The following is a 25,709-nucleotide window of genomic DNA, read 5'->3' on the forward strand; positions in this document are numbered from 1 at the left end:
GTAACCGATCATATTACTTTTATTGGTTACCAAGGAACCCACCTATGCCAACCCTTCTTCATATCGTCGCCTCGCCCCGCGGCAGTGCATCGAAATCGAACGCGCTTGCCGAGACCTTCGTCACCGCACAACGCGCCAAGGACCCCACTCTCCAGGTGGATCGCCTTGACCTTTGGGACGAGGACCTGCCCGCCTTTGACGGCGATCCAGCCGCTGCCAAGATGACCTTTTTCGGAGTGGGCGAGATGGACCCCGCCAAGGAACAAGCCTGGTCCGAGGTTGCACGGATCACGGACCGCTTCATGGCGGCCGATCACATCGTGATCGGTGTCCCGATGTGGAACGGCGGCATCCCCTATCGGCTGAAGCACTATATCGACATCATTACCCAGCCCGGAATGCTGTTCGGCTTCGACCCTGAAGCGGGGTATTCGGGCCTTCTGCGGAACAAGAAGGCAACGGTGGTGACCACCAGCGGCGTCTGGTCCGAGGGGGCGGACGCAAAATATGGCAGCGATTTTCACTCGACCTATCTGAAGTGGTGGTTCGAGACGATCGGGATCACGGATGTGACCATCGTCAGATACCAGCCTTCGCTGCTGACGAAGGATCCGCAGGCGGGGTATGACCACGCCCAAGCCACCCTGACCACGATGTGATCACCGGTGCCCGTCAACGGGTTGGCCAGATCATGGCCAACCCGAGATTTAGAATGGTTCAAAAGTTGACAAGGGGCGGGTGCCGCCTCATATCTGAGGGGAGCGATAAGGAATTCCGACCATGTTCATCCAGACCGAATCGACCCCGAACCCGGCAACGCTGAAATTCCTGCCCGGACAGACCGTTCTGGAGGCAGGCACCGCCGATTTTCCCTCGGCCGACGCCGCCGAGAAATCTCCATTGGCCGCGCGCATCTTTGCTGTCTCCGGGGTGACCGGTGTTTTCTTCGGCAATGATTTCGTGACCGTGACCAAGGCCGAAGGGATCGAGTGGGACCATATCAAACCCGCGATCCTGGGCGCGGTGATGGAGCATTACCAGTCCGGCCAGCCGGTGATGGGCGCCGATGCACAGGCCGCCTCGGGGCATGCCGAGCATAGCGGCGAGGATGCCGAGGTGGTGACCCAGATCAAGGCGCTTCTGGACAGCCGGGTGCGCCCGGCGGTGGCTCAGGATGGAGGCGATATCACGTTCCACGGCTTTGACCGGGGCGTGGTCTATCTGCACATGCAGGGCGCCTGTGCGGGTTGCCCCTCTTCGACGCTGACCCTGAAAATGGGGATCGAGAACCTGCTGCGCCACTACATCCCCGAAGTGACCGAGGTGCGCCCCGTTGCCGTTTGACCCGGTCATTCTGGCATTCGACACATCGGCCGCGCATTGCGCGGCCGCTTTGCTGGTGGGCGATCGGATCGTCGCCGCTACCGTCGAAGAGATGACGCGCGGTCAGGCAGAGCGGCTAATGCCCCTGCTCGAAGAGATGCTGGGAGAAGCGGGATTGGGCTGGCGCGACGTTGACGCCATCGGCGTCGGCATCGGGCCGGGCAACTTCACCGGTATCCGCATTTCCGTTTCCGCCGCGCGTGGCCTGGCACTGGGGCTCGGCATTCCCGCAGTCGGGGTCGACGGGTTCGAAGCCCGTGCGCCGCTGACGCTGTCGGGGGTCTTGCCCGCGATTCCGGCGCCGCGCGATCAGGTCTATTTGATGCCCGAAGGTGGCACGGCACAACTCATGCCCCGGCAAGAGGCCGAGGCGTTTGGGCTGCTTCAGACCGAATACGCTCCCAAGCAGCTGGCAGAGGCCATCGCCCGGACCACCGCCACCCGCTGGCGCGATACCACGACTCCACCCGCCCCGCTATATGTCCGCCCGGCGGATGCGGCGCCCTCGCGCGACCGGCCTCCGGTGTTGCTCGACCCATGACACCGGCGGACCTGGCCCGGCTGCATGGCCGCGCCTTCATCCAGTCGCGCCCCTGGAGCGAGGCGGAATTCGCGACGCTGCTTGGCAACCCGTACAACCATCTGGTCGGCGATAACCGCTGCTTCGCCCTGTTTCAGCTCATCGCGGGTGAGGCCGAGCTGCTGACCATTGCCACTGACCCTGCCTACCGCCGTCAGGGGCTGGCCCGCGCCTGCATGAATGAGTGGCAGATACAGGCGGCGCATGCCGGCGCAACACGCGCCCTGCTTGACGTCGCGGCCGATAACGACCCGGCCATTGCACTCTACACCGCCTGCGGCTATGCGCCCTGCGGTCTGCGCCGGGCCTATTACCGGCGTCCGAGTGGAGAGACAGCCGATGCCATCGTGATGGAGCGCCGCTTGCCCTGACGGCAAGCGCCGCATTCTCGGACCAAGCGGTCAAAAAGCGGTTGACCGGCAGGGTTGCAACCGTCCTTAATTACCAGCATCACAGCAGTTCTGCTCGCTCTGAGCGGGGTGACTGGTCCGCCCACCACCCCGGGAACAAAAAACCAACGGGAGTATAAAATGACCCTGATGAAATCCCTGATGGGAGCCGCCGCAGCGATGGCGCTGACCGCGGGCGCCGCCCTGGCCGAACCGGCCCTGATCTTTGATCTGGGCGGCAAGTTCGACAAGTCGTTCAACGAGGCCGCATTCAACGGCGCCCAACGCTGGGCCGAGGAAACCGGCGGCAGCTTCCGCGAGATCGAACTGCAATCGGAGGCCCAGCGCGAGCAGGCGCTGCGCCGCTTTGCCGAGGCAGGCGCCAACCCGGTCATCACCATGGGCTTTGCCATGGCCGACCCGCTGAGCGCCGTTGCTGCGGACTATCCCGACACCAAGTTCGTCGCGGTCGACGTGACCTGGCTTGACGCGCCGAACATCCGCCAGATCGGCTTTGCCGAACACGAAGGCTCGTATCTGGTCGGCATGATGGCGGCGATGGCCTCGAAATCCGGCACCGTGGGCTTTGTCGGCGGCATGGACATTCCGCTGATCCGCCACTTTGGCTGCGGCTATGCCCAGGGCGCCAAGGCGGTGAACCCCGATGTCAAGATCGTGGCCAACATGACCGGCACTACCCCGGCCGCATGGAACGACCCGGTGAAGGGCTCGGAACTGACCAAGGCGCAAATCAGCCAGGGCGCTGATGTGGTCTATGCCGCTGCTGGCGGCACCGGTGTCGGCGTGCTGCAAACCGCAGCCGACGAGGGCATCCTGTCGATCGGCGTCGACAGCAACCAGAACCACCTGCATCCCGGCAAGGTGCTGACCTCGATGCTGAAACGCGTCGACGTGGCCGTCTATGACGCGATGAAGGCGGGCGAAAACCTCGAAACCGGCGTCTTCAACATGGGTCTGGCCGAAGAGGGCGTGGGCTATGCGCTGGATGACAACAACGCCGCGCTGATCTCGGACGAGATGAAGGCCGCAGTTGATCAGGCCCGCCAGGACATCATCGACGGCAAGCTGAGCGTGGTGAGCTATTACGAGAACGACAGCTGCCCCGCGCTGAAGTTCTGATCCAGATGGCGGGCCGGACCTTCCGGCCCGCATTCACACGGCGCTCCTCCGGCCCTTCGGGCCATCCTTGCGAAAACGCCCGCCCGGGCGGATGAGCGCCCTTTCGGCCATCGAGGACAAGACATGACCGTCCCCGCCATCGAGCTCAAAGGGATTTCCAAATCCTTTGGGCCTGTGCAAGCAAACAAGGACATCTCGATCAGCGTCGCCCCCGGCACCATTCACGGTATCATCGGCGAAAACGGTGCGGGCAAGTCCACCCTGATGAGCATCCTTTACGGCTTCTACAAGGCCGACAAGGGCGAGATATGGATCAACGGCAAGAAGACCGAGATCCCTGACAGCCAGGCGGCCATTGCCGCCGGGATCGGCATGGTGTTCCAGCATTTCAAGCTGGTCGAGAATTTTACCGTGCTGGAAAACATCATTCTGGGCGCCGAGGATGGCGGGTTGCTGAAACCCTCGCTGGCCAAGGCCCGCCGCACCCTGGCCGAGCTGGCCGCTGAATACGAGCTGAACGTCGACCCCGATGCGGTGATCGAAGAGATCGGCGTCGGTATGCAGCAGCGGGTCGAGATCCTCAAGGCGCTGTATCGTCAGGCCGAAATCCTGATTCTGGACGAGCCGACCGGCGTGCTGACCCCGGCCGAAGCCGATCAGCTGTTCCGCATCCTTCACCGGCTCAAGGATGAGGGCAAGACGATCATCCTGATCACCCACAAGCTGCGCGAGATCATGGAGGCGACCGATACCGTCAGCGTGATGCGGCGGGGCGAGATGACCGCCACCGTCAAGACGGCGGAAACCAGCCCCGAACATCTGGCCGAGTTGATGGTGGGCCGCAAGGTGCTGCTGCGCGTCGACAAGGTGCCCGCCAAACCCGGCAAGCCGATCCTGGAAATCGAAAACCTGCGCGTAACCGACGAAAAGGGCGTCGAACGGGTCAAGGGCATCGACCTGACCGTGCGCGCGGGCGAGATCCTGGGCATCGCCGGCGTCGCGGGGAATGGCCAGTCCGAACTGCTCGAGGTGCTGGGCGGCATGCGCCCGGGCAGCGGCGCGATCCGGCTGAACGGCGCCCCGCTGCCGCTGAGCGGCCCGGGATCCGACGCCCGCGCACGCCGCGCCGCGCATGTGGCCCATGTGCCCGAGGACCGCCAGCGCGAAGGGCTGATCATGGAATTCCATGCCTGGGAAAACGTGGCCTTTGGCTATCACCACGATCCGGCCTATCAATCCGGCATCTTCATGAACAACGCCGCCCTGCGCGCCGATACCGAGCGCAAGATCGAGAAATTCGATGTCCGCCCCGCCGACGGCTGGCTGGCGGCCAAGAATTTCTCGGGCGGCAACCAGCAAAAGATCGTCGTGGCGCGTGAGATCGAGCGCAATCCCGACCTGTTGCTGGTCGGCCAACCGACGCGTGGCGTCGATATCGGCGCCATCGAGTTCATTCACAAGCAAATCGTCGCCCTGCGCGATCAGGGCAAGGCAGTGCTGCTCGTCTCGGTCGAGCTGGAGGAAATCTTTGGCCTCGCCGATCGCATCGCGGTGATGTTCGACGGCCATATCATGGGTGAACGCCTGCCCGACGAGACGGATGAAAAGGAACTCGGCCTGCTCATGGCCGGTGTCAACGGGGAGGCCGCCTGATGGACAAGATGCCCAAATGGGCCGATGTGGTGCTGATTCCGCTGATCAGCCTGATCCTGGCCGCGATCCTGTCGGCGCTGGTGATCCTTGGCATCGGCGAAGATCCGGTGGCCGCCGTCAACATGATGGTATCGGGGGCGCTGGGGTCGACCTATGGCTGGGGCTACACGCTCTATTACGCCACCAACTTCATGTTCACCGGCCTGGCCGTGGCCGTCGCCTTTCATGCGCGCCTGTTCAATATCGGCGGCGAAGGGCAGGCGATGCTGGGCGGGCTTGGCGTGGCGATGATCTGCCTCTACATCCCCTGGCCGCATTGGACCATGGCGCTGTTGGCCGCCTGCGCGGCCTCGATGCTGTTCGGGGCCGTCTGGGCCGCGATCCCGGCCTATCTGCAAGCGCGCCGGGGCAGCCATATCGTGATCACCACGATCATGTTCAACTTCATCGCCGCGGCCTTGCTGAACTATATGCTGGTCAACGTGATGCGGCCCGATGGGTCGATGGACCCGGCCAGCGAACGCTTTCCGGCCGCCGTGCATCTGCCCACACTGCATGAGCTGCTGGCCCCGATCGGCATCAGCTTTTCCAAGGCGGCACCGGCGAATGTGTCGCTGCTGGTGGCGGTGCTGGCCTGTGTTGTGGTCTGGGCGCTGATCTGGCGCACCCGGCTGGGATATGAAATCCGCGCCTATGGCCATTCCGAGAGCGGCGCGCTTTATGCCGGGATCTCGCCCTTCAAGATCACCATGGTCGCCATGCTGATCTCGGGCGCGCTGGCCGGGCTGATGGCCACCAACAACGTGATGGGCGAGGCCGAGCGGCTGGTCCTGAACTCGACCGAGGGCGCCGGTTTCATCGGGATCGCCGTGGCGCTGATGGGGCGCAGCCATCCGTTCGGGGTGTTCCTTGCCGCGATCCTGTTCGGCTTTCTCTATCAGGGCGGCGCTGAACTGGCTCTGTGGACCAATATCCCGCGCGAGTTGATCGTGGTGATCCAGGCGCTGGTGATCCTGTTCACCGGGGCGCTGGACAACATGGTGCGGATGCCGCTGGAGAAGATCTTCCTGGCCCTGCGGAAAGGCAAAGCGTGATGGATTTCCTGACGATCATCCAGGTGCTCGACTCGACGATCCGCCTGTCGACGCCGCTGTTGCTCGCCTGTCTGGCCGGGCTCTATTCCGAGCGGGCGGGCATTTTCGACATCGGGCTTGAGGGCAAGATGCTGATGGCCGCTTTCTTTTCCGCCGCCGTCGCCGCGGTCAGCGGTTCGGTCTGGCTGGGCCTTCTTGCCGGGATCGCCTCGTCTCTGGTGCTGGCGGGGTTGCATGGGCTGGCCTCGATCACCTTTCGCGGCAACCAACTGATTTCCGGGGTTGCGATCAACTTCCTTGCCGCAGGCATGACCGTTCTGGTGGCGCAGGACTGGTTCAAGCAGGGCGGTCGCACGCCGTCGCTGTTCGGTGGCGCCCGGTTCGAACCGATCGACTGGCCACTGGCCGAGACGCTGAGCGGCATCCCTATTCTGGGGCCGATCTATGCCGAGTTGCTGTCGGGCCATTCGGTTCTGGTCTATCTGGCCTTTCTGGCGGTGCCGGGCACCTGGTGGCTGCTTTATCGCACCCGTTTCGGCCTGCGCCTGCGCGCGGTGGGCGAGAACCCGGCCGCAGTCGATACCGCCGGTGTTTCGGTCGTGGGGCTGCGCTATGCGGCGGTGATGATCTGCGGCGTGCTGTGCGGCATTGCCGGCGCCTACCTGGCCACTGCGCTTCAGGCCGGGTTCGTCAAGGACATGACCGCCGGGCGCGGCTTTATCGCGCTGGCGGCGCTGATCTTTGCCAAATGGCGCCCGCTGCATGCGATGTGGGCCTGCCTGCTGTTCGGGCTGTTGCAAGCCATTGCGCTCAGGTTCCAGAACATCGACCTGGGCGGCGTGGTGATTCCGGTGCAGGTGATGGACGCCCTGCCCTATATCCTGACGGTGGTGATCCTGGCAGGATTCGTCGGCAAGGCGATTCCCCCGCGCGCGGGCGGTGAGCCCTATGTGAAAGAACGGTGATAGGGCCAGTTCCCCGGGGAATTTCGGTCCTGTTCGCTGCAAAGCGGCATTCCCCGTTGATTTGACGGGGCATGCCGGTTTAACAAAAAACATGCAGATATACCTTCCCATTGCCGAGGTTTCGGTCAACGCGTTCCTGCTGCTGGGTCTCGGCGGCATGGTCGGCATCCTGTCGGGCATGTTCGGGGTTGGTGGCGGCTTTTTGATGACGCCCTTGCTGTTCTTCATCGGCATCCCGCCCGCGGTGGCGGTGGCAACCGAAGCGAACCAGATCGTCGCCTCGTCCTTTTCGGGGGTTCTGGCGCATTTCCGAAGGCGTACGGTCGATTTCAGGATGGGAACGATCCTGCTGATCGGCGGTCTGACTGGCGCGGCCCTGGGCGTGGTCCTGTTCAACTATCTCAAGAGTCTGGGCCAAGTCGATCTGCTGGTGAAGCTCTGTTATGTCGTCTTTCTGGGCATCATCGGCGGGCTGATGTTCATCGAAAGCCTGAATGCCATCCGCAAATCCCGCAAGTCAGGTGGCACAGTGCCGAAACGGCGCCAGCGCGGCTGGATCCACGCCATGCCGTTCAAGATGCGGTTCCGCACCTCGGGCCTCTATATCTCGGTTATCCCGCCTGTGGTGGTCGGTCTGCTGGTGGGCGTGCTGTCTGCAATCATGGGGGTTGGCGGCGGCTTTATCATGGTGCCCGCGATGATCTATCTGCTGGGCATGCCGACCAAGGTGGTGGTGGGCACCTCGCTGTTCCAGATCATCTTTGTCACCGCATTCACCACCATGCTGCATGCCACCACCAACTACACGGTTGACGTGGTGCTGGCGGTGCTGCTGCTGATCGGGGGCGTGATCGGAGCTCAGATCGGAACGGTGATCGGCGCCCGGATGAAGGCCGAACAGCTGCGCATCCTGCTGGCTGGGCTGGTTCTGGCGGTCTGTGCGAAACTGGCCCTTGACCTGTTGCTGATGCCCAGCGAGCTTTTCTCGCTTGGCGCCTCGGGGGGGCACTGAGATGCGCCGCATCGTTCTTGCCACTCTGCTGGCGCTGGTGATGCCGCTGATGGCCACGGCCACCGAAGAACAAGTGGTACTTGGCCTGAGCCGTGATCGCGTTGCGATCACCGCCGACTTTGACGGTTCAGACATCCTGATCTTTGGCGCGGTCAAGCGCGAAACACCGATCCCGCAGGGCGATCCGCTTCAGGTGATCGTGGCGGTGTCGGGTCCTTCGACCCCGGTGCTGGTTCGCCGCAAGGAAAAGAAGCTGGGCATCTGGGTCAACACCGACAGCGTTCTGGTGGATTCAGCCCCCAGTTTCTATGCCGCCGCGACCAGTGCGCCGTTCAGCCAGGCCCTGAGCGATACCGAGGATCTGCGCCACAAGGTGTCCATCAAGCGGGCAATCCGCTCGGTCGGCGCCGACATGAACATCGCCGACGCGCAAGAGTTTACCCGAGCCGTTGTTCGTATTCGCCAGAACGAAGGGCTGTATTCCATCCGCGAGAACACCGTTGCCGTGGATGAACAGACACTGTTCCGGACCGAGATCGACATGCCCGCCAACCTGACCGAGGGCGAATATGTCGCGCGTATCTTCCTGACTCGCGGCGGCAAGGTGGTCTCGAACTTCCAAACCACGATCGACGTGCGAAAGGTGGGGCTGGAACGGTTCCTGTTCAATCTGGCGCATCAGCAACCGGTTGTGTACGGGCTGATGTCGCTGGCCATTGCGATCGCCGCCGGTTGGGGCGCCTCTGCCGCATTCCGGGCGCTGCGCGGAAACTAGAACTCAGCCGCGCCCGACATAGGGCATCGTGGTCGCCATCACCGTCATGAACAGGACATTCGCCTCGGGCGGCAGGGTCGCCATGTGCAGAACCGATCGGGCCGCGTCCTCAACCGCCATCGACGGATCAGGCGTGCGGCCTTCGGCCAGCGCCCTTTCGTTCAGGCCCCGCACCATATCGGTCTGGGCATTGCCGATGTCGATCTGTCCCGCCGCAATGCCAAAGGCGCGGCCATCCAGTGACAAGCTGCGGGTCAGACCGGTGATCGCATGCTTTGTCGTGGTGTAGTGGATCGAGTTCGGCCGGGGTGCATGGGCGGCAATCGACCCGTTATTGATGATCCGACCACCCTGTGGCGCCTGCCCTCGCATCCAGGCAAAAGCGGCTCGGGCGCAAAGGAACATGCCGTTCAGGTTCACATTGACGGTTGTGAACCAGTCATCGAGAGCGATTTCGTCAATGGTGCCGCCCGGCGCAAAAATGCCCGCATTGTTGAACAGCACGTCGAGCCGCCCGACCCTGCCCTGAAACCGGTCAAAGGCCCGCTCGACCAACTGCGGATCGGTCACATCTGCCACCAGTGGAACCGCGCGGTCGTTACCCGCCGCGATTTCCTCCAGCATCTCGCCACGCCGAGCCAGCAATCCCACGGTCCACCCTTCGCCAAGGAACAGCTCGGCGGTGGCGCGCCCGATGCCGGAACTGGCACCGGTGATCAGGATGGTTCTCATGCCTCTTCCTCCTCTTCCAGCGTCAGCACTGGCGCGGCGGCCTGCCGCAGATCATCGACCCGCAGCGGATAGGTCGGTCTCGACAGGCGATTGCGCACCACCCAGATCAGCCGTTCCTGCGCACGGGTGATTGCCACATAGGCCAGTCGTTTCCAAAGGGGTTGCCCCGCCTCGACGCGTCCGGCGCGGGCGGCAGCATAGATGTCAGGGGCAAAGACCTGCACCGTCTCCCATTGCGACCCCTGCGCCTTGTGAATGGTCACCGCCGCCCCGTGCAGGAACGTCGCGCCCATGCGGGCCGCGAAAGGGATGAACGGCTCCTCTTCATCAGGCTTCTCGATCTTGACGATCGAGGCGGCGCTGACTTGCGGATCCTCGGCGCCCATCACATGCAGGCGCGAGAATCCCGGTTTGCGGCCGGGTCCGAGGTATATCACCTGCGCGCCCTTGATCAGGCCGCGCGCTTCGAGGTCGAGCCGTTTCTTGCGGTGTTTGAGCGGCAACTCGATCCCGTCGCAGATCAGCGGTTCACCCTCCAGAAGTTCGGTCTCGGGCGCCCCGTGGACCGAGCGAAAGGCGTTGATCAGGCGAATCCGGGTGGCGTTGCGCCAGACCAGGACCGGACTGCGGGCCATCAGGTCGACCTCGACCCTGCCGCCCCAGACGACGCGGTCGTCCTGACGGGCCTTGTCTTCGACCATGCGCTCGAACGCTTCGAAATCGAGCGTTGGGTCCGCCAGGGCATGGGCCAGATCCAGGATCGGGCTGTCGGCCTCTTGCCGGTGAATACGGCTGAGCGTCAGCTTGCGCGGTTCGGGCAATGCATCGAACACCATCGAGCCGGACTGGTTGACCGGTGCCAGCTGTGCCGGGTCACCGAACAGGATCAGGGTGGGAAAGATCTCTTTCAGATCCTCGAACTGGCGGTCGTCCAGCATCGACGCCTCGTCGATGAAACCGATATCCAGCGGCTCTTCGCGGCGCTTCCAGCCGGTGATGAAATCAGACCCGCGCAGCCCCGCCGCTGCTAACGCGCCGGGAATCGATGTGTTGCGTGCGTAAAACGCCGCCGCCCGGTCCAGCGCTGCGTCGCTCAACCCCTCGATCTCGGGCCGGTCGCCATTGCCAGCCAGCCATTCGGCGATACGCTCGTAGTCGGGATCATAAACCGGAGTATAGAGAATACGATGGATCGTGGTCGCAGGCACCCCGCGCAGGCGTAGAACACTGGCGGCCTTGTTGGTAGGGGCCAGTATCGCGAGCGTGCGCCGGTCCTTGCTTTTGCGTCCCTCGTAGTCGCCCGAAACGACCTGTACCCCGGCTTCGGTCAGCGCCTTGCAGAGTTCGGCCAGCAACAAGGTCTTGCCCGAACCCGCCTTGCCGATCACCGCCATCACCCCGGTCTTGCCCCCGCCGGGCGGGCGCAGCAGCGCATCATCGCCCAGATCGACCCCAGCCGCGCGCAGCAGCTCGGCTATGGCGTCAAAGGCATTGGCCTGATCATCGGAGTAGGTAACAGCATTTGTGGTCATGGCGCGACCCTACAGTCGGGGGCCGCGCCGTGCCAGAGAGGACCGAACCGGTTCGGAAATTATCCCGTACGCACGATCCGATGGCGGCCCGTCCTGCCAAAGGCGCGGTTGAACCAGAGCCGTGACAGCTCTCGCGGGATACCCGCCCGTTCCGCGACGCGGGTGCAGTCGGCGGGTGAGAAGGGCCAGAGTCCAACATAGATCTTGTCGCGGCCTTTACCCTCGCTACCCAAGACCTCGGGCGAGGAACCGATGAGCCGATAGATCCGGATCATCCGCTCGTCAAAGACCCCGGCGATATGGGTCAGGCCAAAACCCTCCATAACTTCGCCGCCGCTGAGCATGATCGCCCCAGCCACCCGCGAACTTGCCCGCCGCGAGAGGCAGAACCGCGTCACCTCCCAGATCAGCGGGCTGCAAATCGGGCTGCCGCCGGTCAGGTGACCAAACACATCGTTGATCATGACCGGCCCGGTCGTGGGCAGAAAGCGCATCGAGCCGCCATGGCTGCCATCGGGCTCTTCCCAGATGACATAAAGCGGGTTCAGATCTTCATATTGATCGCGCTCTTCTCCGTGCTCGTTGACGTGCACATCCCATCCAAGACGTGTCTTGAACTGGTCCGCTCGGTCCACAAACATGGATTTTGCGAGTTTCGGATACTGGTGCAATTCATCCGCATACAAATAGCGCAGCATTCGCTCGTTCCCTTGCCGTCCGTTATGGAACAAAAGGGGTACATACGAATGGTTAACATCTGGTCAGCAAGGCGAACGCTGCTTAAACCACGATAAGCCCACGGCTCATGGCAGTCGCTATCGCGTGAGTTGTGTTGAGCGCGCCCAGCTTGAAACGGGCACTTTCGATATAGACCCGCAGGGTGTGCTCCGAGATCGAGAGCGAATGCGCCACTTGTGCGCGGCTATAGCCAAGCGCAAGCAAGGTCATCGCATCCACTTCGCGCGGCGACAGATTGCGCGGCTGCTCTGGTTGGCGTGAGCTCTCGAACTCCAGCGCCTTTCGGTTGAAGTAATGTGCGATCAGAATTAGATCGCGCCCATAGGTTTCGGTAAACTCGGACCAGACCGCGTCATCGCAGACATGGTTCACGGTAAAGAGGGCGAACTGACCATTGGGGCCACGGATCGGAATAGAATAACCCTGATTTCCGACCCCGTGTTCCAGCGCATCCTGCAAGAACGCTTTGGCGACCTTGCCTGACCAGTCGAGCCGCTTCCAGTCTACCGGGTGAAACCTTTGAAAACACCCCAGAATCACCGGATCTATCCGGTGATAGTTCTTTTCCAGATACCGTTCCTGCCAGGCCTGAGGATAGGTTGCACATCCATATTGATCGCCAGCGCTGTCAACCCAGTGATAGACGATGTGATCAATTTCGAGCGTATCGCGCAGTTTGACGGTAACCCTTTCGAGGTCTTCAAGCGCTCTGGTGGCGTCCAAGTCCTCCAAAATCGGGTTCAGGTTGACCTTTCTGCCCATGGGTCGGTGACAGCGCCTCTTCTCTCTTGGACGCGATTTCTGCCGCGGCAACGATCTTGGTGTCGTCGAGCTGCTCGGCCAGAGCACTCAGCCCGTTCGCGCTGGCGAAGGTTTTGAGGTCCGACAGGACGTCCAGTATCCACTCAGTTTGCGGCATCAGAGTCTCTCCGAAACGGTTAACGAAAGGTTAACACAACTATAGCATGTGCGACTTGCGGGCGAAAATTCACTGCTTTCCACTCCCCAAAAGTAGCGAGGTCGAAATTTCTAACCTCCTGAAACCCCGAGAGCGTGCCCGACAAATGAAAATGGCCCGCGAACCATGGTGGTGATTCGCAGGCCATCATGTCAGCCAGGTCTGGCGGTTGGGTTAACCGCGGGCGTCCAGAACCTCTTCAAGCGTGCGCAGACCGGTGCGGGGCGATTGCACCAGCACCGACATGTTGCCCGGCTTGTGCTCGTTGCGCATCATCTTCATATGCGCCTCGGGCAGATCGACCCAGGTGAACACCTCGGACATGCACGGGTCGAGACGACGCTCGACCATCAGCTGGTTCGCGGCCATTGCCTGCTTGAGATGGGCAAAGTGGCTGCCCTGAAGGCGCTTCTGGTGCATCCACATATAGCGCACGTCAAAGGTCAGGTTGTAGCCACTGGTGCCCGCGCAGATCACAACCATACCGCCCTTCTTTACCACGAAGGTCGAGACCGGGAACGTGCTCTCGCCGGGGTGCTCGAAGACCATGTCCACGTTCACGCCCTTGCCGGTAATGTCCCAGATCGCCTTGCCGAACTTGCGGGCTTCCTTGAACCACTCGGCATACTCGGGGGTGTTCACCGTGGGCAGTTGACCCCAGCAGTTGAAATCCTTGCGGTTGATGACACCCTTTGCGCCAAGGTCCATGACAAACTGGCGCTTGCTTTCATCCGAGATGACGCCAATCGCGTTCGCACCCGCTGTATTGATTAGCTGGATCGCATAGGACCCCAGTCCACCGGACGCCCCCCAGACCAGAACGTTCTGGCCGGGCTTGAGATCATGCGGCTCATGGCCGAACAGCATACGGTAAGCGGTTGCCAGCGTCAGCGTGTAACATGCCGCTTCTTCCCAAGTCAGGTGCTTGGGCCGCGGCATAAGCTGCTGCGCTTGTACATTGGTGAACTGGGCAAAGGAGCCATCCGGCGTCTCATAACCCCAAATCCGCTGGCTTGGCGAATACATCGGGTCACCGCCATTGCAATGCTCGTCGTCACCATCATCCTGATTGCAGTGGATCACGACCTCATCGCCGACCTTCCAGCGCTTGACTTTGTCCCCGACGGCCCAGACGATTCCCGAAGCATCGGAACCGGCGATGTGGTAGGGCTGTCCATGGCCATCGAAGGGGGAAATCGGAACACCTTTGGAGGCCCAGACTCCATTATAGTTGACGCCGGCGGCCATCACCAGAACCAGCACCTCGTGACTGTCGAGCGTCGGCACATCAACCACTTCGACCTGCATCGCGGTATCGGGATCACCGTGGCGCTCTTTGCGGATCGCCCATGCGTACATCTTCTTCGGCACGAATCCCATCGGGGGGATTTCACCCATCTCATAGAGGTCTTTCTCGGGCGCCGCGTAGGACGCGATACCGCTGTCGGTGTCCAAAGCCATGGTGGCCTCCTTTTTCGATCTTTTTGCCGCAACGCAGAATCGCGGCCCTCAGCATGACCTACAAACGGTCGCGCAACATTGCAATAGCTATTGACCAATGTTTTGAAATTTTATGACCCCGCAATTGCAGAAAGTTCTGCTGCATATGCAGCGCCGCCATCCATCAGATGTGCAATCGAGGCCGCGTAATAGGCCAACAGGTCCTGCCGCTCGGTACCCGGACCGAAGCGGCCATCACTCTCGACCAGGATGCGCCGCTCGATCAACTGCCGCAGCCCCACTTCGATCGCATAGTGGCGGTCGTCGCGCGGCATATGGATATGTGCATGCGGCAACGCAGCAAGGGCATGATCGAACCCTGCGGCCAAAGCACTGCGGGTCATCGGCCCGTTTTGCTGGATCAGCCAGGCCACCAGCGGCACCGGAAGCACCGGTACAACAGCCCCGATACGCGCCATCAGTTCGCGTGCCAGCGGTACTGTCGGGTCTCCCTTGGCCTTGGTTCGAAACCCGGACAAAGACAGGGGCCTGCCGAAACTGACAGCCGCATAGCCAAAGCGGTGAAACCGTCCGGTGATCCGCCACCAGAACTGCTTGAGAAACCAGATCGTGATCACGCCAATCCGCGCGCGAAAACGGCGCTCTCCGCGGCTGGCGGCCGCTGTCAGGATCGTGTCCTCGAGCACGCGGTCATAGTTGATCGACACGGGAACAAAGACCACATCGCGCCCAGCCGGGTCGGCGCCGTCTACGATGTATTTCAGCAGACCCAGCTTGGGCCGCCCCAACCCGCCCGACAGGCTGAGCCCGCCTTCGGGAAACATTGCCTGTGTCACGCCCGCCTCGGTCGCATGGCGGACATAGGCGGCCAGCACCTTGCGGTAGAGGTCGCTGCGCGATCTACGGCGGATGAAATAGGCGCCCATCGCCCGGATCAGCCGGCTGAGCGGCCAGACCCGCGCCCATTCGCCCACCGCATAGCTGAGCGCGGATTGCTCGGCGGCAAGATAGGTGACCAGAACGTAATCCATGTTGCTGCGATGATTCATCACAAAAACAACAGTCGCCTCGGGGTCGATGCCGCGCAGCGCCTCGGCGTCCACATGGCCCAGCCGGACGCGGTAAAGCGCGTTCGAGAGAAAGCGTGCCAACCGGATTGCAAAACTGAAATAGGTAAAGGCCGAAAAGCCCGGAACGATCTCGCGCGCATAGCGTCGCGCCTGCTCGAAGGCGACCGCCTCGGGGATACCTTCGTCGCGAGCCTGGTCACGCACGGCACGCGCCACCTCTGGATCGTAGATCAGCCGCTGGATCATGTCGTGACGGCGGGCCAGCTTGAAGGGTTGGATCGGTCGGGCCAACCGCGTGTTCAACCGGGCAACCGCGCGTTCCAGCCTGCGGCGGAAAAACCAGCGGACTGATGGGAAAAGAAAGTGCGAGGCGAAGGTGACCGCGGCAAACAGCACGATCAGCACGAATAGCCAAAGCGGGAGTTCCACGGTCTGCGTCATTCCGGCACACTGCCACCAATCGCGGCCCCTAACAATCGAATGATGCGAGATGGCTTCGCCGCAATGCAGCGAATTGACATGTCCCGAAAATTGCGATTTAGAACCCTCTAGCGAAACTTTGTTACCGAAGCAGAATCGAGAGGCCGTCCATGTCGCAGATGCAAAAAGACCGTCAGACTGCAAACTCCGACCGCAAGGCGGACCGTCCCTGGCTGATCCGCACCTATGCCGGCCATTCGACCGCCAAGGCCTCGAACACGCTCTATCGCAACAACCTGTCCAAGGGGCAGACCGGCCTATCGGTGGCCTTCGACCTGCCGACGCAGACCGGCTATGACAGCGACCACGTGTTGGCGCGTGGCGAGGTGGGCAAGGTCGGTGTGCCGATCTGCCACCTGGGCGACATGCGGGTGCTGTTTGACCAGATCCCATTGGAACAGATGAATACCTCGATGACGATCAACGCCACGGCGCCTTGGCTGCTGGCGCTCTATATCGCGGTGGCCGAAGAACAGGGCGCGGATGTCTCGAAACTGCAAGGCACGGTTCAGAACGACCTGATCAAAGAGTATCTCTCGCGCGGCACCTATGTGTGCCCGCCGAAACCGTCGCTCAAGATGATCGCGGATGTGGCCGAATATTGCTACACCAACGTGCCGAAATGGAACCCGATGAACGTGTGTTCCTATCACCTGCAAGAGGCGGGCGCGACACCGGAACAGGAACTGGCCTATGCGCTGGCCACCGCCATCGCCGTACTCGACGAGTTGAAACCGCGTGTCCCCGCCGAAGACTTCCCGGCGTTGTGCGGCCGCATCTCATTCTTTGTGAATGCAGGCATCCGCTTTGTCACCGAAATGTGCAAGATGCGCGCCTTTGTCGATCTGTGGGACGAGATTCTGGAAAGCCGCTATGGCGTCAACGACCCGAAGTTCCGCCGTTTTCGCTATGGGGTGCAGGTGAACTCGCTGGGCCTGACCGAGCAGCAGCCGGAAAACAACGTCTACCGCATCCTGATCGAAATGCTGGCCGTGACCCTGTCGAAGAAGGCCCGCGCGCGCGCGGTGCAGTTGCCCGCCTGGAACGAGGCACTGGGCCTGCCCCGCCCCTGGGACCAGCAATGGTCGATGCGGATGCAGCAAATTCTGGCCTACGAAACCGACCTTCTGGAATATGGCGACCTCTTTGACGGCAACCCGGTCGTGGATGCCAAGGTCGAAGAATTGAAAGCGGGCGCGCGCGCCGAATTGGCCAATCTCGACTCGATGGGCGGTGCGGTTGCCTCGATCGAATACATGAAATCGCGTCTGGTCGATTCCAATGCCGAACGCCTGAACCGGATTGAGCGCAACGAAACCGTAGTGGTCGGCGTCAACCGCTGGACCGAAGGCGAACCCTCGCCCCTGCAGACCGAGGATGGCGGTATCATGGTCGTCGATCCGGCGGTCGAACAGGAACAGATCGCGCGGCTGGATAGCTGGCGCGCCGAACGGGACGATGCGGCGGTTGCTGCGGCACTGGAGGCGCTGCGCGCCGCGGCCCGGACCGGAGCGAACGTGATGGAACCCTCGATCGCGGCGGCGCGCGCCGGGGTCACCACCGGCGAATGGGCCGAAGAAATGCGCAAGGCCTATGGCACCTATCGCGGCCCCACCGGTGTATCCGGATCGGTCTCGAACAAGACCGAAGGCTTGGAAGACCTGCGCGCGGCGGTGGACGCGGTCAGCGACCGGTTGGGCCGTCGCCTGAAATTCCTTGTGGGCAAGCCGGGGCTGGACGGTCATTCCAACGGCGCCGAGCAGATTGCCTTTCGCGCCCGCGACTGTGGCATGGATATCAGCTATGACGGTATCCGCCTTACGCCCGAGGAACTGGTCACCTCGGCGCTCGAGCAACAGGCCCATGTAGTCGGCCTGTCGATCCTGTCGGGCAGCCATCTGCCACTGGTCGAAGAGGTGATGGATCGCATGCGCCTCGCCGGTCTGGCACATATCCCGGTAATCGTTGGCGGCATTATCCCTGACGAGGACGCCCAAAAATTGCGCGCAATGGGGGTCTCCAAGGTCTATACACCCAAGGATTTCGAATTGAACGGAATTATGGGTGATATCGTGACGCTGGTGAGAGACACCGAAATAGCAGCGGAATAAATTCGCCGCTCTAATAAAATGATGCTGAAACGCGTCTTTGTCTGTGCTTAACGTGGCGCGATTAGCGCCACTTTTTTTTGCGCTCAATAGAACTCAAAAGGAACACAGGATGGGACACGATCTTAGCGGCATGACGCGTAAGGAACTGATCAACCTAAGGGACAAGGTTGATGCAGCCATCAAAACCGCCGAACAACGCGAACGTCAGGAAGCCCTGAAAGCGGCGGAAAAGGCGGCAGCCGAGTTCGGCTTTTCATTGGCCGAATTGTCCGGTGAAACACGCAAATCGACCAAGGGGACCAAGGCCCAGCCCAAATACCGTAATCCCGCCAATCCGGAACAGACCTGGTCGGGACGCGGACGCAAACCGCAATGGGTGCATGATGCCATTCAGAGCGGCGCAGATATCTCCGATCTGGAAATCTGAGCGGATTCTGGGGAAATGACGATCCATATTGGCGCCAAGGCTGGCGAAATTGCGGAAACCGTTCTTTTACCCGGCGATCCCTATCGCGCGAAATGGGCGGCCGAAACGTTCCTGGATAATCCGGTTCTGATAAATGAGGTTCGGGGCATGTTGGGGTTTACCGGCATGTGGCGCGGAAATCGGGTAACCATTCATGGGTCCGGGATGGGCATGCCATCGCTGTCGATCTATGCCAACGAGCTGATCCGCGATTATGGGGCAAAAACGCTGATCCGGATTGGCTCCTGCGGGGGGATGCAGGACAGTGTCGAGGTGCGGGACGTGATCCTGGCGATGACAGCCTCGACGCTTGGCACGCCGTCACGCGGCATCTTTCGCGAGTTGAACTTTGCCCCCTGCGCCGATTGGTCCCTGCTGCACGCAGCGGCGCGTGCCGCCGAAACAAAAGGCGTGCGGACCCATGTGGGCGGCATCTATTCGTCGGACGTGTTCTATGACGAGCGGCCCGATCTGAACGAACAGATGGTGCGCCACGGCGTGCTGGGGGTCGAGATGGAGGCGGCAGAGCTGTACATTCTGGCCGCACGGCATAAATGCCGGGCGCTGGCGGTGTTGACGGTTTCGGACCACCTGCTGACCGGCGCCGCCCTGCCCAGCGCAGAGCGCGAGACCAGTTTTGGCGACATGGTCGAGATCGCGTTGCACGCGGCCTTTCCCGACGCCTGAACCCAAAAGAAAAACGCGGCTCTCAGGGGCCGCGTTTTTATTACGCACTCATCGCCCGTGGCTCCGATCATAACCATTGACCGGCGGGCCGGACCACGAGCCCAAGGCGTCGGCATTTGGCTCGAAAATCTCCACCAACAGCGGGTGACAAGCGGCGGTATCCGAGGAATGCTCGGACGAGCAATCACCGCCAGGGCAGGCACTGAGATTGCCCAACAGGTCAATCTCGGCAAAGAACTCTAGATAGTCGCCCGGACGCACCGGCGAGGCCTTCATGAAGTATTGTCCGGTATCGCGGGTGAAACCGGTGCACATGAAGACGTTGAGCACGTCATGCACCAGCATCTCGGCCTCGTGCAGCGGCAGGCCGGTGTGATCAGACAGCGCACGCGTCAGGTTGGAATGGCAACAATGATGGTAGTGGTCGCCCGCCAGCAAATTGCCGGTGTACGGGTCGCAGCGGGTGCCTATCACATCATGGACGGAACCGCCATATTGGTCGATCCCGTACCAGCCAAGGGTATCTTCGATGATCGTCGCCATCGGTCGCAGGTAGGGCAGATTCGACCACAACCGCTCGCCCGTGGTGACATGAGTGCCATGCAGGGCGCGTGTCTTGCCCGAGAAGAACCGCTCGCTCAGGTCATGCAGGTTGTGCAGGTTCAAGTCCCCCACCTGCGGCCCCTCGACGGAGCTGATGCGAAAGACCTGACCCGCCTTGACCTCGAAGCACCGCCCCTCGCGCGGCGGGACCAGCACCTCGTCCGTCTTGCGGGCAGACGCGCGCGCGGCGCGATAGAGATCCAGGTCGGGGTGAGGAAGACTGTCGTTGGGATAACAGATCACCGGCTTTACGGCGCGGCGAGCATCGGCATCGGCGGGGGCATCGGTCATCGGGCGGTCACCTGTCTGTTTGCCACCCCATAAAGCCGTCGGAACGGAGACGGCGCAAGACCGTCTCCGACAGCAGTGTCTCAGATCGCGACAACGTCAAGCGGCGGAAAGCCGTTGAAGCCGACGCTGGCATAGGTCGAGGTATAGGCTCCGCAGTTGCGGATCACGATGCGGTCGCCATCGCGCAGGCCCAGCGGCAGATGCACCATCTTCTTTTCATAGAGTACATCTGCACTGTCGCAGGAGGGACCGGCAAGAATGCAGGGACCGGTCGGCTCATGCTCGCGTTCGGTCAGGAACTGATAGCGGATCGCCTCGTCCATGGTTTCGGCCAGACCCGAGAACTTGCCGATATCCAGGTAAACCCAGCGGTGCAGGTCATTGGTGGATTTGCGCGAGACCAGCAGCACCTCGGCAGCAATCGCACCGGCTTCGGCCACCATGCCGCGGCCCGGCTCGGCCATGATCTGGGGAACGTCGCCGAACCGTTCGCTGATCAGTCGGATCACCTCGGCGGCGTAGAGTTCGGGCGCATCTACCTCCTGACCATAGAAGGCCGGGAAACCTCCGCCGATATTGAGCAGGCTCAGTTCATGCCCTGCGGCGCGGGCGGCATGCCAGACAGCGGCCACCTGATCCAGCACCGGCACCCACATCTCGGCCCGCCGGGTTTGCGAGCCGACGTGGAAGGACAGGCCAACCGGGTCGAGGCCGACAGAGCGCGCGTAGTCGAGGACAGCGATGGCCTTGTCCGGCGCACAGCCGAATTTCCGGCTGAGCGGCCAGTCGGCCTCACAGGCCTCGACGATCATGCGGACATAGACCTGCGCGCCCGGTGCATGGGTTGCGATCTTGTTCAACTCGTCTTCCGCATCCGCGGCAAACAGAGTGATCCCCGCCGCATGCGCCCAGACTATATCGGCCGGTTTCTTGACGGTATTGCCAAAGGAAATGCGGTCAGCCGAGGCCCCGGCGGCCAAGCACAGCTCGATCTCGGCGCGCGAGGCGGCGTCGAAATTGCTGCCCAGGCGGGCCAGCGTCGACAGGATTTCCGGCAGCGGGTTCGCCTTGACCGCGTAATGGATACGCGCGCGGCCAAGCCCTTGGGCCAGCGCGGCGAACTGGCGGGCAACGGCCTGGGTGTCGATCACCAGCGTCGGGCGATCGAAACGGTTGGACAGGATAAAGGTTTCGGCGCGGGACAGAGTCGCGCTTTCACAGGCCAGGGGCCCGGTTACAACTGCGTTCAAGGTCATCTCCAACAGACGCGGCAAAGCCGTGCGGCAAAAGTGGAGACGTTACCGTCGCTGCGTAACCATAGGGTGCGTCCCTTACGACAGAGGCGCGTGCGTTGGCGTCTTGAATCGCGATATCGGTCTAATGATGAGTCGTTTCAAGCAGAAATTTCGCAGCGCCGATATTTCTTTCTAGCCGGGTCGTTTTGCTGTTTCAACGCAACAGGTTGGTGGCTTATCCACAGCCCCCGAAACCTGACCTCCGCAATAGGCGCAAGTCCAGATTTCGCGATTTCGGTCAAACCGCCAGCGGCAGTTTCGGGTCAGAGTGGTGCTGCGAGCGCGCCAGAAGAAATAGGCAAAGACAACCAACGCCAAAAACAGAAGAAGGACGGGCATGACCCCGTCCTATCTTGTCAGTACCGCTTAGGCAATCTGCCCTCAGGCAGCATTGGCATATTGGAAGAGGTCGAGTTGCTCTTCCTTTGCAACCATGACTGGTTCGGGCACGTAGTAAGCCCAGGCCTGGTTAAGCAGGTCCAGCGCCTCTTGCGCGGGGATATGGGGTCTGGCGGGTTTGTTCGCGGTGTTCATGGGCGTCATCCTTTGCATCAGATTTGGCCCCTCCCTGCCGATCAAACTATGCGCAAAGCACACCGGATGCATCGGACAGTTGTGCAGACTGGCCATGCAGAAAGGGCAACACTTAATAGATCAACAAAAAATGCGGGCCCGCCAAAGGAGGGCCCGCTGTTACCATGGGTATTGAACCGATCAGACCGTGCGTTCGACCATCATTTTCTTGATCTCGGCAATCGCCTTGGCCGGGTTCAGCCCCTTGGGGCAGGTCTTGGCGCAGTTCATGATCGTGTGACAGCGGTACAGCTTGAACGGGTCTTCGAGGTTGTCCAGGCGTTCGCCCGTGGCCTCGTCCCGGCTGTCGATGATCCAGCGATAGGCGTGCAGCAGCGCGGCGGGCCCCAGATAGCGGTCGCCGTTCCACCAATAGCTGGGGCACGAGGTCGAGCAGCTCGCGCACATCACACATTCATAAAGGCCATCCAGCTTCTTGCGATCCTCGATGGATTGCTTCCACTCCTTGGCCGGGCGGTTGGTCTTGGTTTCCAGCCAGGGCATGATCGAGGCGTGCTGAGCATAGAAATGGGTGAGATCCGCGATCAGGTCCTTGACCACCGGCATATGCGGCAGCGGATAGATTTTCACGTCGCCCTTGATCTCGTCCATGCCATAGATACAGGCCAGCGTGTTGATCCCGTCGATGTTCATCGCACAGGATCCGCAAATCCCTTCGCGGCAGGACCGGCGGAAGGTCAGCGTCGCATCGACCTTGTTCTTGATATAGATGAGCGCGTCCAGAACCATCGGCCCGCAATCGTCCATATCGACGAAATAGGTATCGACGCGCGGGTTCTGTCCATCGTCCGGATTCCAGCGATAGATCTGGAACTTGCGCAGATTGGTCGCGCCTTCCGGCTTGGGCCAGGTCTTGCCCGTGGTGATGCGGGAATTCTTCGGGAGGGTCAGTTGTACCATGGTTTCCTCTCCTTAGAAGGTCCGCGCCTTGGGCGCGATTTTCTTCAGGCTGATGCCACCCTGCTCTTCGGTGGTGAGCGGGTCGGTGATGACCGGGCGATAGCTCAGGTCGACCTTGTTGCCTTCGACACGGCTGACGGTGTGCACCCGCCAGTTCTCGTCGTCGCGGGTCGGGAAGTCCTCATGCGCATGGGCGCCACGGCTTTCCTTGCGCGCTTCGGCACCGACGATGGTGGCCAGCGCGCTGGGCATCAGGTTGGTCAGTTCCAGCGTTTCCATCAGGTCGCTGTTCCAGACCAGGCTGCGGTCGGTGACGCTCAGATCGTCCATCTTGGCGGCGATCGCGGTCATCTTTTCGACGCCCTCGGCCATGGTCTTGGCGGTGCGGAACACGGCGGCGTCGGCCTGCATGGTCTTCTGCATCTCCAGCCGCAACTCGGCGGTGGCGACATTACCCTTGGCGTTGCGCAGCCCGTCGAAACGGTCAAACGCCTTTTCGACCGAGGCGAGGTTCAGCACCGGGTTTGGCGCCTCGGGGTCCACCACCTTGCCAGCGCGAATGGCCGAGGCACGGCCAAACACCACGAGGTCGATGAGCGAGTTCGAGCCGAGGCGATTGGCCCCATGCACCGAGGCGCAACCGGCCTCGCCCACGGCCATCAGGCCGGGTACGATGGCGGTCGGGTTGTCGGCGGTGGGGTTCAGCACCTCACCCCAATAGTTGGTCGGGATGCCGCCCATGTTGTAATGCACGGTGGGCAGAACCGGGATCGGTTCCTTGGTCACGTCGACGCCCGCAAAGATCTTGGCGCTTTCCGAGATGCCTGGCAGGCGTTCGGCCAGCGCCTCGGCCGGCAGGTGGCTCAGGTTCAGGTGAATGTGATCGCCATCCTTGCCCACGCCACGACCTTCGCGGATTTCCATGGTCATCGAGCGGCTCACATAGTCGCGCGGCGCCAGATCCTTGTACTGGGGCGCGTAACGCTCCATGAACCGCTCGCCTTCGGAGTTGGTGAGGTAACCGCCCTCGCCGCGTGCGCCTTCGGTAATCAGGCAGCCCGAGCCGTAGATGCCGGTGGGGTGGAACTGAACGAATTCCATGTCCTGCAACGCCAGGCCGGCACGGGCTACCATACCGCCACCGTCGCCGGTGCAGGTATGGGCCGAAGTGGCGCTGAAATAGGCGCGGCCATAACCGCCGGTCGCCAGCACCACCATCTTGGCGTTGAAGACGTGGAAGGTGCCGTCATCCAGCTTCCAGCAGACCACGCCCTGACACTGCCCATCTTCGGACATGATCAGGTCGATGGCGAAATACTCGATATAGAATTCCGCGTTGTTCTTGAGGCTCTGGCCATACAGCGTGTGCAGGATCGCGTGGCCGGTCCGGTCCGCCGCTGCACAGGTGCGCTGCACGGGCGGGCCTTCGCCGAACTCGGTGGTGTGGCCGCCAAACGGGCGCTGATAAATCTTGCCCTCTTCGGTGCGCGAGAAGGGAACGCCATAGTGCTCCAGCTCGTACACCGCCTTGGGGGCTTCCCGCGCGAGGTATTCCATTGCGTCGGTATCGCCCAGCCAGTCCGACCCCTTGACGGTGTCGTACATGTGCCACTGCCAGTGGTCCGGCCCCATGTTCGACAACGACGCGGCGATCCCGCCCTGCGCGGCCACGGTATGCGAGCGGGTTGGGAAGACCTTGGTCACACACGCTGTACGCAGCCCCTGTTCGGCCATGCCCAGCGTGGCCCGCAGACCGGCACCGCCGGCGCCGACCACGACCACATCGTATTCATGCGTTTCGTATTCGTAAGCAGCCATTGAAAAAGCTCCGGTCTTAAAGGGCGATGCGGGCGATGGCGAAAAGGCCGGTCGCAGCAGCGGCATAGGAAAGGCAGATCACCAGGATGATCAGGATTTTCTGCATCAGGCCGTGCACGTAATCCTCGATCAGAACCTGGGCGCCGTCGGCGAAGTGTTTGAAACCGACGACCAGCGTCAACGCGGCAACGATGGCCGGGAAGGGGCGCGAGAAATAGTCCAGCACCGCCTGGTGCGGCTCACCCAGCATCGGGCCAAAGGTGAACACGAAAAGCGGGATCAGGATCAGCAGGGCCACCGAGCTGACTTTCATCGCCCAGAAATGGGCGGTTCCCGTCTTGGCCGAACCCATGCCAACGGCGCGTTTGCGGTCTGTAAGATAGCGCATCTTTGGCCTCCGTTACGCGATAACCAGAAGGGTCAGGATGGTGAGAACGACAGACCCGATCACAACGGCCCAGCCCAGTTTCTCGGCTGTCGGCAGGTCAAGGCCCAGCGCGTTGTCCCAGATCAGGTGCCGGATACCGGCCAGCGTGTGATACCAAAGCCCCCAAAGCGACAGCGCCATAACCAGATCCCCGATCAGCGAGGTGACCACTGCATCGGCGACAGCGAAATACTCGGGCGAGGTCGCGGCGGCCAGGAACCACCAGACGATCAGCAACGCCGCAAGCAACAGCGCATTGCCCGTGATCCGTGTCAGGATCGAGGTGATCGAGGTCAGCTGCGGTCGATAGATCGAAAGATGCGGCGAAAGCGGGCGGTTACCCCGATTGACATCGGCCATGATGGCTCCTTTCCGTTGGCTGCGCTTGGTTTTACCTCTTTTTTGCGTCCTGTCACGCGCCGCAACTGCAAAAGGGCGCGGTTTTTTGGCACGCCTGGCAAGATTTGCCCCTTTGTGATCACGGTGATCTAGCGTGTGATCACATTATTCTCCACATTCTCCGCATGTGAGCGTTAGCAGGGCAGGTCGGATGTG

27 protein-coding genes are annotated in these 25,709 nt (G+C 61.8%); 13 read left to right on the forward strand and 14 right to left on the reverse strand.

What is annotated here, in order from left to right; translation table 11 throughout:
* The first annotated feature begins 44 nt into the window (after positions 1-44).
* The 10 genes from AC2FLM_RS11055 to AC2FLM_RS11100 all read left to right on the forward strand — a co-directional run bounded on the left by AC2FLM_RS11055 (position 45) and on the right by AC2FLM_RS11100 (position 8,991).
* A complete protein-coding gene (locus AC2FLM_RS11055) occupies positions 45-659 on the forward strand; it encodes an FMN-dependent NADH-azoreductase (protein ID WP_496857889.1) in 615 nt (204 codons plus the stop codon).
* 121 nt (positions 660-780) lie between these two features.
* A complete protein-coding gene (locus AC2FLM_RS11060) occupies positions 781-1,344 on the forward strand; it encodes a NifU family protein (RefSeq protein ID WP_234219669.1) in 564 nt (187 codons plus the stop codon).
* A complete protein-coding gene (tsaB, locus tag AC2FLM_RS11065) occupies positions 1,334-1,924 on the forward strand; it encodes a tRNA (adenosine(37)-N6)-threonylcarbamoyltransferase complex dimerization subunit type 1 TsaB (protein WP_496857891.1) in 591 nt (196 codons plus the stop codon). The genes AC2FLM_RS11060 and tsaB overlap by 11 nt, the downstream gene beginning before the upstream one ends.
* The gene (locus AC2FLM_RS11070) at positions 1,921-2,334 is read left to right on the forward strand and encodes a GNAT family N-acetyltransferase (RefSeq protein WP_496857893.1); all 414 of its coding nucleotides are present in this window, start codon (positions 1,921-1,923) and stop codon (positions 2,332-2,334) included. Before tsaB ends, AC2FLM_RS11070 begins: the two co-directional genes overlap by 4 nt.
* Before the next feature lie 159 nt (positions 2,335-2,493).
* Entirely contained in the window at positions 2,494-3,492 is a 999-nt protein-coding gene (locus tag AC2FLM_RS11075) for a BMP family lipoprotein (RefSeq protein ID WP_234137274.1), read from the forward strand.
* A gap of 123 nt (positions 3,493-3,615) precedes the next feature.
* The gene (locus tag AC2FLM_RS11080) at positions 3,616-5,145 is read left to right on the forward strand and encodes an ABC transporter ATP-binding protein (RefSeq protein ID WP_496857896.1); all 1,530 of its coding nucleotides are present in this window, start codon (positions 3,616-3,618) and stop codon (positions 5,143-5,145) included.
* Positions 5,145-6,239, forward strand: a complete 1,095-nt coding sequence (locus AC2FLM_RS11085; protein WP_234137272.1) for an ABC transporter permease — start codon at positions 5,145-5,147, stop codon at positions 6,237-6,239. Before AC2FLM_RS11080 ends, AC2FLM_RS11085 begins: the two co-directional genes overlap by 1 nt.
* Positions 6,239-7,204, forward strand: a complete 966-nt coding sequence (locus AC2FLM_RS11090) for an ABC transporter permease (protein ID WP_234219673.1) — start codon at positions 6,239-6,241, stop codon at positions 7,202-7,204. Before AC2FLM_RS11085 ends, AC2FLM_RS11090 begins: the two co-directional genes overlap by 1 nt.
* 91 nt (positions 7,205-7,295) lie before the next feature.
* Positions 7,296-8,216 carry a sulfite exporter TauE/SafE family protein gene (locus AC2FLM_RS11095; RefSeq protein WP_234137270.1) on the forward strand — a complete coding sequence of 307 codons (921 nt, stop codon included), beginning with the start codon at positions 7,296-7,298 and terminating at the stop codon, positions 8,214-8,216.
* A 1-nt stretch (position 8,217) separates the two neighbouring features.
* A complete protein-coding gene (locus AC2FLM_RS11100) occupies positions 8,218-8,991 on the forward strand; it encodes a TIGR02186 family protein (RefSeq protein ID WP_496857899.1) in 774 nt (257 codons plus the stop codon).
* Between the two features lie 3 nt (positions 8,992-8,994).
* Here the strand turns inward: AC2FLM_RS11100 and AC2FLM_RS11105 are convergent, their stop codons facing one another.
* The 7 genes from AC2FLM_RS11105 to AC2FLM_RS11135 all read right to left on the reverse strand — a co-directional run bounded on the left by AC2FLM_RS11105 (position 8,995) and on the right by AC2FLM_RS11135 (position 15,923).
* The gene (locus AC2FLM_RS11105) at positions 8,995-9,723 is read right to left on the reverse strand and encodes an SDR family oxidoreductase (RefSeq protein WP_496857901.1); all 729 of its coding nucleotides are present in this window, start codon (positions 9,721-9,723) and stop codon (positions 8,995-8,997) included.
* Positions 9,720-11,255 (reverse strand): ATP-dependent DNA helicase, encoded by a 1,536-nt coding sequence (locus AC2FLM_RS11110; protein WP_496857903.1) that lies wholly within the window; start codon positions 11,253-11,255, stop codon positions 9,720-9,722. Before AC2FLM_RS11110 ends, AC2FLM_RS11105 begins: the two co-directional genes overlap by 4 nt.
* A 59-nt stretch (positions 11,256-11,314) precedes the next feature.
* On the reverse strand, positions 11,315-11,953 hold the full coding sequence (locus AC2FLM_RS11115; RefSeq protein WP_496857905.1) for an acyl-homoserine-lactone synthase: 639 nt from the start codon (positions 11,951-11,953) through the stop codon (positions 11,315-11,317).
* A gap of 82 nt (positions 11,954-12,035) precedes the next feature.
* Positions 12,036-12,755: a helix-turn-helix transcriptional regulator gene (locus AC2FLM_RS11120; RefSeq protein WP_234219676.1), complete on the reverse strand. Its 720-nt coding sequence runs from the start codon at positions 12,753-12,755 to the stop codon at positions 12,036-12,038.
* Positions 12,694-12,912, reverse strand: a complete 219-nt coding sequence (locus AC2FLM_RS11125; protein ID WP_496857907.1) for a hypothetical protein — start codon at positions 12,910-12,912, stop codon at positions 12,694-12,696. The genes AC2FLM_RS11120 and AC2FLM_RS11125 overlap by 62 nt, the downstream gene beginning before the upstream one ends.
* 213 nt (positions 12,913-13,125) lie before the next feature.
* Positions 13,126-14,412: a crotonyl-CoA carboxylase/reductase gene (ccrA, locus tag AC2FLM_RS11130; protein WP_234219678.1), complete on the reverse strand. Its 1,287-nt coding sequence runs from the start codon at positions 14,410-14,412 to the stop codon at positions 13,126-13,128.
* 110 nt (positions 14,413-14,522) lie between these two features.
* Entirely contained in the window at positions 14,523-15,923 is a 1,401-nt protein-coding gene (locus AC2FLM_RS11135) for a 1-acyl-sn-glycerol-3-phosphate acyltransferase (protein WP_234137263.1), read from the reverse strand.
* A gap of 149 nt (positions 15,924-16,072) precedes the next feature.
* Between AC2FLM_RS11135 and AC2FLM_RS11140 the strand changes: the two genes are divergently transcribed.
* The 3 genes from AC2FLM_RS11140 (at position 16,073) to deoD (ending at position 19,226) form a co-directional block, all read left to right on the forward strand.
* Positions 16,073-18,073, forward strand: a complete 2,001-nt coding sequence (locus tag AC2FLM_RS11140) for a protein meaA (protein ID WP_234142577.1) — start codon at positions 16,073-16,075, stop codon at positions 18,071-18,073.
* Positions 18,074-18,182: 109 nt separating this feature from the next.
* Positions 18,183-18,500, forward strand: coding sequence for an H-NS histone family protein (locus AC2FLM_RS11145; protein WP_234137261.1), 318 nt, complete (start codon positions 18,183-18,185; stop codon positions 18,498-18,500).
* 15 nt (positions 18,501-18,515) lie between these two features.
* Positions 18,516-19,226, forward strand: a complete 711-nt coding sequence (gene deoD, locus AC2FLM_RS11150; RefSeq protein ID WP_234137260.1) for a purine-nucleoside phosphorylase — start codon at positions 18,516-18,518, stop codon at positions 19,224-19,226.
* 48 nt (positions 19,227-19,274) lie between these two features.
* Here the strand turns inward: deoD and AC2FLM_RS11155 are convergent, their stop codons facing one another.
* From AC2FLM_RS11155 to sdhC, 7 genes are all read right to left on the reverse strand, one after another.
* The gene (locus AC2FLM_RS11155) at positions 19,275-20,120 is read right to left on the reverse strand and encodes an urea carboxylase-associated family protein (RefSeq protein ID WP_496857911.1); all 846 of its coding nucleotides are present in this window, start codon (positions 20,118-20,120) and stop codon (positions 19,275-19,277) included.
* An 80-nt stretch (positions 20,121-20,200) separates the two neighbouring features.
* Positions 20,201-21,376, reverse strand: a complete 1,176-nt coding sequence (locus AC2FLM_RS11160) for a type III PLP-dependent enzyme (RefSeq protein WP_496857913.1) — start codon at positions 21,374-21,376, stop codon at positions 20,201-20,203.
* A gap of 420 nt (positions 21,377-21,796) precedes the next feature.
* Positions 21,797-21,949, reverse strand: coding sequence for a hypothetical protein (locus AC2FLM_RS11165; RefSeq protein WP_496857915.1), 153 nt, complete (start codon positions 21,947-21,949; stop codon positions 21,797-21,799).
* 180 nt (positions 21,950-22,129) lie between these two features.
* Complete coding sequence (locus AC2FLM_RS11170) at positions 22,130-22,909, reverse strand: succinate dehydrogenase iron-sulfur subunit (RefSeq protein ID WP_496857917.1); 780 nt, start codon at positions 22,907-22,909, stop codon at positions 22,130-22,132.
* Positions 22,910-22,921: 12 nt separating this feature from the next.
* Complete coding sequence (sdhA, locus tag AC2FLM_RS11175; RefSeq protein ID WP_234142570.1) at positions 22,922-24,727, reverse strand: succinate dehydrogenase flavoprotein subunit; 1,806 nt, start codon at positions 24,725-24,727, stop codon at positions 22,922-22,924.
* A gap of 16 nt (positions 24,728-24,743) precedes the next feature.
* Positions 24,744-25,115: a succinate dehydrogenase, hydrophobic membrane anchor protein gene (sdhD, locus tag AC2FLM_RS11180; protein ID WP_011046120.1), complete on the reverse strand. Its 372-nt coding sequence runs from the start codon at positions 25,113-25,115 to the stop codon at positions 24,744-24,746.
* A 12-nt stretch (positions 25,116-25,127) separates the two neighbouring features.
* Positions 25,128-25,514 carry a succinate dehydrogenase, cytochrome b556 subunit gene (gene sdhC, locus AC2FLM_RS11185; protein ID WP_234142569.1) on the reverse strand — a complete coding sequence of 129 codons (387 nt, stop codon included), beginning with the start codon at positions 25,512-25,514 and terminating at the stop codon, positions 25,128-25,130.
* Positions 25,515-25,709: the final 195 nt, after the last annotated feature.

The organism is Ruegeria sp. SAZD011, from assembly GCF_059612545.1.

What these genes read in the sequence shown, in the direction of transcription:
- AC2FLM_RS11055 (WP_496857889.1), top strand. Translation starts at nt 45, where the DNA reads ATGCCAACCCTTCTTCATATCGTCGCCTCGCCCCGCGGCAGTGCATCG.
- AC2FLM_RS11060 (WP_234219669.1), top strand. Translation starts at nt 781, where the DNA reads ATGTTCATCCAGACCGAATCGACCCCGAACCCGGCAACGCTGAAATTC.
- AC2FLM_RS11070 (WP_496857893.1), top strand. Translation starts at nt 1,921, where the DNA reads ATGACACCGGCGGACCTGGCCCGGCTGCATGGCCGCGCCTTCATCCAG.
- AC2FLM_RS11075 (WP_234137274.1), top strand. Translation starts at nt 2,494, where the DNA reads ATGACCCTGATGAAATCCCTGATGGGAGCCGCCGCAGCGATGGCGCTG.
- AC2FLM_RS11080 (WP_496857896.1), top strand. Translation starts at nt 3,616, where the DNA reads ATGACCGTCCCCGCCATCGAGCTCAAAGGGATTTCCAAATCCTTTGGG.
- AC2FLM_RS11085 (WP_234137272.1), top strand. Translation starts at nt 5,145, where the DNA reads ATGGACAAGATGCCCAAATGGGCCGATGTGGTGCTGATTCCGCTGATC.
- AC2FLM_RS11090 (WP_234219673.1), top strand. Translation starts at nt 6,239, where the DNA reads ATGGATTTCCTGACGATCATCCAGGTGCTCGACTCGACGATCCGCCTG.
- AC2FLM_RS11095 (WP_234137270.1), top strand. Translation starts at nt 7,296, where the DNA reads ATGCAGATATACCTTCCCATTGCCGAGGTTTCGGTCAACGCGTTCCTG.
- AC2FLM_RS11100 (WP_496857899.1), top strand. Translation starts at nt 8,218, where the DNA reads ATGCGCCGCATCGTTCTTGCCACTCTGCTGGCGCTGGTGATGCCGCTG.
- AC2FLM_RS11105 (WP_496857901.1), bottom strand. Translation starts at nt 9,723, where the DNA reads ATGAGAACCATCCTGATCACCGGTGCCAGTTCCGGCATCGGGCGCGCC.
- AC2FLM_RS11110 (WP_496857903.1), bottom strand. Translation starts at nt 11,255, where the DNA reads ATGACCACAAATGCTGTTACCTACTCCGATGATCAGGCCAATGCCTTT.
- AC2FLM_RS11115 (WP_496857905.1), bottom strand. Translation starts at nt 11,953, where the DNA reads ATGCTGCGCTATTTGTATGCGGATGAATTGCACCAGTATCCGAAACTC.
- AC2FLM_RS11120 (WP_234219676.1), bottom strand. Translation starts at nt 12,755, where the DNA reads ATGGGCAGAAAGGTCAACCTGAACCCGATTTTGGAGGACTTGGACGCC.
- AC2FLM_RS11125 (WP_496857907.1), bottom strand. Translation starts at nt 12,912, where the DNA reads ATGCCGCAAACTGAGTGGATACTGGACGTCCTGTCGGACCTCAAAACC.
- ccrA (WP_234219678.1), bottom strand. Translation starts at nt 14,412, where the DNA reads ATGGCTTTGGACACCGACAGCGGTATCGCGTCCTACGCGGCGCCCGAG.
- AC2FLM_RS11135 (WP_234137263.1), bottom strand. Translation starts at nt 15,923, where the DNA reads ATGACGCAGACCGTGGAACTCCCGCTTTGGCTATTCGTGCTGATCGTG.
- AC2FLM_RS11140 (WP_234142577.1), top strand. Translation starts at nt 16,073, where the DNA reads ATGTCGCAGATGCAAAAAGACCGTCAGACTGCAAACTCCGACCGCAAG.
- AC2FLM_RS11145 (WP_234137261.1), top strand. Translation starts at nt 18,183, where the DNA reads ATGGGACACGATCTTAGCGGCATGACGCGTAAGGAACTGATCAACCTA.
- deoD (WP_234137260.1), top strand. Translation starts at nt 18,516, where the DNA reads ATGACGATCCATATTGGCGCCAAGGCTGGCGAAATTGCGGAAACCGTT.
- AC2FLM_RS11155 (WP_496857911.1), bottom strand. Translation starts at nt 20,120, where the DNA reads ATGACCGATGCCCCCGCCGATGCCGATGCTCGCCGCGCCGTAAAGCCG.
- AC2FLM_RS11160 (WP_496857913.1), bottom strand. Translation starts at nt 21,376, where the DNA reads ATGACCTTGAACGCAGTTGTAACCGGGCCCCTGGCCTGTGAAAGCGCG.
- AC2FLM_RS11165 (WP_496857915.1), bottom strand. Translation starts at nt 21,949, where the DNA reads ATGAACACCGCGAACAAACCCGCCAGACCCCATATCCCCGCGCAAGAG.
- AC2FLM_RS11170 (WP_496857917.1), bottom strand. Translation starts at nt 22,909, where the DNA reads ATGGTACAACTGACCCTCCCGAAGAATTCCCGCATCACCACGGGCAAG.
- sdhA (WP_234142570.1), bottom strand. Translation starts at nt 24,727, where the DNA reads ATGGCTGCTTACGAATACGAAACGCATGAATACGATGTGGTCGTGGTC.
- sdhD (WP_011046120.1), bottom strand. Translation starts at nt 25,115, where the DNA reads ATGCGCTATCTTACAGACCGCAAACGCGCCGTTGGCATGGGTTCGGCC.
- sdhC (WP_234142569.1), bottom strand. Translation starts at nt 25,514, where the DNA reads ATGGCCGATGTCAATCGGGGTAACCGCCCGCTTTCGCCGCATCTTTCG.